Origin of the sequence: Prosthecobacter sp., from assembly GCF_049294395.1 — a bacterium.
GTDB lineage: Bacteria > Verrucomicrobiota > Verrucomicrobiia > Verrucomicrobiales > Verrucomicrobiaceae > Prosthecobacter.
In genome coordinates this window covers 1-3383 of record NZ_JBAQCR010000283.1, presented here as the reverse complement: position 1 = coordinate 3383, position 3383 = coordinate 1, and the positions used below count along the sequence as shown (strand labels likewise).

Here is a 3383-nt window from a genome sequence, read left to right as displayed (position 1 = left end):
CACGCGTGCCTTCACCTTTGTCATAGGCGCTGACAATGCGTTCACGTAAATCCAGAGAGAGTGTTGCCATACCACTTTATAGCAGGCCTCTACCCGGATGGCTATATAATTATTTAAAATGCTCTAGCGAAGGAGGAAGCCGGTCCGAGTTCGTAGTTAGGTCTTCAGCCCGTTCTGCCTTAGGTCACCTCACCGCCCCACTTCCATCAGCGTCGGCAGCTTGTGCAGCGGCGTAAACTCCCCGCTCGCCGCCCCCGCCGCCGGTTTAACCGCCTGCGGATTGCTCGACTTCAAAAAGCGAAACAGCTCGCTCTCTGTCGTGAAGATCATCGTCGTATCCGCCGTGATCAACTGCTTGTACGTCTCCATCGTCTTCAAAAACTCAAACAGCTGCGCAGCTTCTGGCGTCTGGTTGTACGCCTTCGCATAAATCTCCGTCGCCTTCGCATCCGCAGTGCCTTCCATCTCCTGCACCTTGCGGTACGCTTCAGACTCAATGGTCGCCAGATCACGCTCACGCTCACCGTTGATCTTCGCCGCCTCGCCTTCGCCTTCCGCACGGTGCAGCTTGGCAATCTGCTCACGCTCGGAAATCATCCGCTGGTGGATCGACTGGCTTACCGAAGGATCGTAGTCGATGCGCTTGAAACGCACATCCAGCAGCCGGATGCCATACCCCTCGATCTTCGGAACCGCATTCTTCAGCACCTCCTCCTCAAGTTCCACACGTCCGTAAATGATCGGCGGCAGCACACCCAGGCGTGAATCCGCACTCGAAGGCGCGCTGCCCGTCGTGGTCGTGTTGGCCACATCACGGATCGCCTTGCGGTCCTTCGTCGTGCGCACCGCTTCGATGAAGTCATGCTTCGCGATCACGATGCGCGTCTCGCTCGCCAGAATGTCATCCAGCCGCGACAGCGCACGGCGCTCGTCCGTCAGCTGGCGGAAAAACACCAGCGGGTCGCTGATCTCCCAGCGCCCAAACACATCCACCACCACGATGACCTTGTCCTTTGTCGTCATGTTGGCCGATGGCCCGTCCCATTCCAGCACCCGCTTGTCCAGTCGGTTCACGGTCTGTACAAACGGCGTCTTCCAGTGCAGTCCGGCCTTAAGGATCGACTCTCCCACCGGCTTGCCAAACTGCGTGATCACCACCTGCTCCGTCTCGCTCACGGTGTACAAACCGGAGCTCGCCACGATCCCCAGTGCGAGGACAATTATCAAAACAAGAGAAGCTTTCATCGTGTGGCAGGGGCAGGGTTGGTTTGCGGTTCCGCCTGGCGGAGATTCATGAGCGGTAGAAATGAGGAGGCCTTGTCATCCAAAATGATCTTGCCTGGCACTTGCGACAGCACCTCTCCCATCGTTTCCAAATACAGGCGCTTCTTCGTCACCTCCGGCGCCTTCAGGTACTCCGCCAGCACAGACTTGAAACGAGCCGCATCACCCTCCGCTTCGTTCACACGCTTGGCCGCATAGCCCTCAGCGCCCTTGATCTTCTGCTCCGCCTCACCACGCGCCTTGGGAATGATCTGATAATAATTCCCGCTCGCCGTGTTGATCGCAGACTCCTTCTCCTGCTTCGCACGGTTCACATCGCTGAAGCTCGCCTGCACATCCGCCGGCGGGTTGATGTTGCCCAGCTGGATCTGATCAATCCGCACGCCCATGTTCAGCGTCGCCACCAGTTCGCGCAGGCGTTCAGCACATCGGGTTTCCATTTCCTGACGCCCAATCGTCAGCACCTCATCCACCGTACGGTCACCCACCACCTCGCGCATCACCGCTTGGGAAAGATCTCGCAGCGTAGGCACCGGCTCACGAAAATTAAACACATACGCCACCGGATCACTGATGTGGTACTGCACCACCCATTCCACCAGCGCCGTGTTCAGGTCGCCGGTCACCATCGTCTTTTCCTCCTCCTGATCTCGAGTGTCCGAATACTGATACGGATTGGTCGCCCCCTGCGTGCCAAAGCCAAACTCCAGCTTCTGCTGCCGCAAAATCTCCACCAGCGTGATCTGGTCGATGCCCCACGGCAGCTTGAAGTGCAGGCCCGGCGTCTCCGTTTTCAAGTAACCGCCAAACCGCTGCACCACCGCCACCGACTCCGCCGGCACCTGATACACCCCCGAGAATAGGCCGACCGCCAAAAACAGTCCGATCACCCCCGTGAGTATCAGGCGCGGGTTGAAGCTTATCTGCGGCGCATTCGCAAAAGGTCGTATCTCACTCATGCGGTGAGGCTACTGCATTCCACCGTCACGGCAAAGCCTACTTCATTCCAAAGTCCGCCACATATTGTTCCACGATCACCTTCAGCTCCGGCGGCCTCGGCAGACCAATCGCCTCCGCCCGCGCGCCATCCACCTGCTGCGGCCAGTTGTCCACGATCCCCTGAATCCGCGCATCAAATGCATCCACGATCGGCCCCAGCGTGATCCCGCGTTCCGCCGCCACTTCCTGGATCACCTTCTCCGCAATGTTCGGTGTCACACGGTGTGCCGGCAGCACATACGCCCGGTCCTTGCCCAGCTTCTCCTCCGCCACTTCACTCAAATAGATGAACGACTCAATCACCGTCCTGTAACCCGTCATCGGATGCGGCTGATCCCGCCGGATCGGCAGCATGCACGCCTCACCATTGAGCGGCTCACGAAACATCCCGCTCGCCCAGCTCGATGCCGCCGCATTCGGCTTGCCCGGCCTCACGATCACCGTCGGCAGCCGCACACTGCGCCCGTCAAAGTGACCTTTGCGCGTGTGATCATTCACCATCATCTCGCACATCGCCTTCGTCATGCCGTAGGTCGTCTGCGGCAGTTGCTTCGTCACGTCAGACATCAGCTGCGACATGTCCAGCCCGCCATAAACCGCCACACTGCTCGCAAACACCACCCGCGGCCGCCCTTCCGCCGCACGCGCCGCCTCAAACACATTGCGCCCGCCCTCCAGATTCACCCGCATCGCATCATCAAATCTCTCCTCACACTCCCCGCTCACCATCGAGGCCAGGTGAAAGATCACGTCAAACTTCGCTCCCGTCGCCGCCAGCACCGTCGCCCGGTCGCCAATGTCACCCTTCACATGCTTCACCCGCGCATCCGTCGGCTCCCCACGGAAAAACGCATCCAGCAGCACCATCTCCGTGATCGCCTCTCCGCACCACGTGCCGCGTTCCAAAAGTTTCTGCGCAAGTTGGGAGCCAAGGAAGCCGCCGCCGCCGGTGATGATGATTTTCATGGTTGAGTAGGGAAGGGTTTGCCATCAGGCACCGCCTGATGTGAGTTCGCCCCGACATGAGCAAGCCTCTCACAGGACACAAGATCGGATTCGTCGGACTCGGCAACATGGGCCGCGCCAATGCACGCCACCTC

The 3383-nt window shown here is 59.4% G+C and carries 3 protein-coding genes; all 3 read right to left on the bottom strand.

All coding sequences use genetic code 11. The features are described from left to right. Positions 1-189: 189 nt before the first annotated feature. From hflC to WAW39_RS19290, 3 genes are read right to left on the bottom strand one after another with little or no spacing between them, the layout of a single operon-like run. Positions 190-1245, bottom strand: coding sequence for a protease modulator HflC (hflC, locus tag WAW39_RS19300; protein ID WP_422320800.1), 1056 nt, complete (start codon positions 1243-1245; stop codon positions 190-192). After that, positions 1242-2243 (bottom strand): FtsH protease activity modulator HflK, encoded by a 1002-nt coding sequence (hflK, locus tag WAW39_RS19295; protein WP_422320799.1) that lies wholly within the window; start codon positions 2241-2243, stop codon positions 1242-1244. Before hflK ends, hflC begins: the two co-directional genes overlap by 4 nt. A 37-nt stretch (positions 2244-2280) precedes the next feature. After that, complete coding sequence (locus WAW39_RS19290; protein ID WP_422320798.1) at positions 2281-3249, bottom strand: NAD-dependent epimerase/dehydratase family protein; 969 nt, start codon at positions 3247-3249, stop codon at positions 2281-2283. Between the last annotated feature and the right edge of the window lie 134 nt (positions 3250-3383).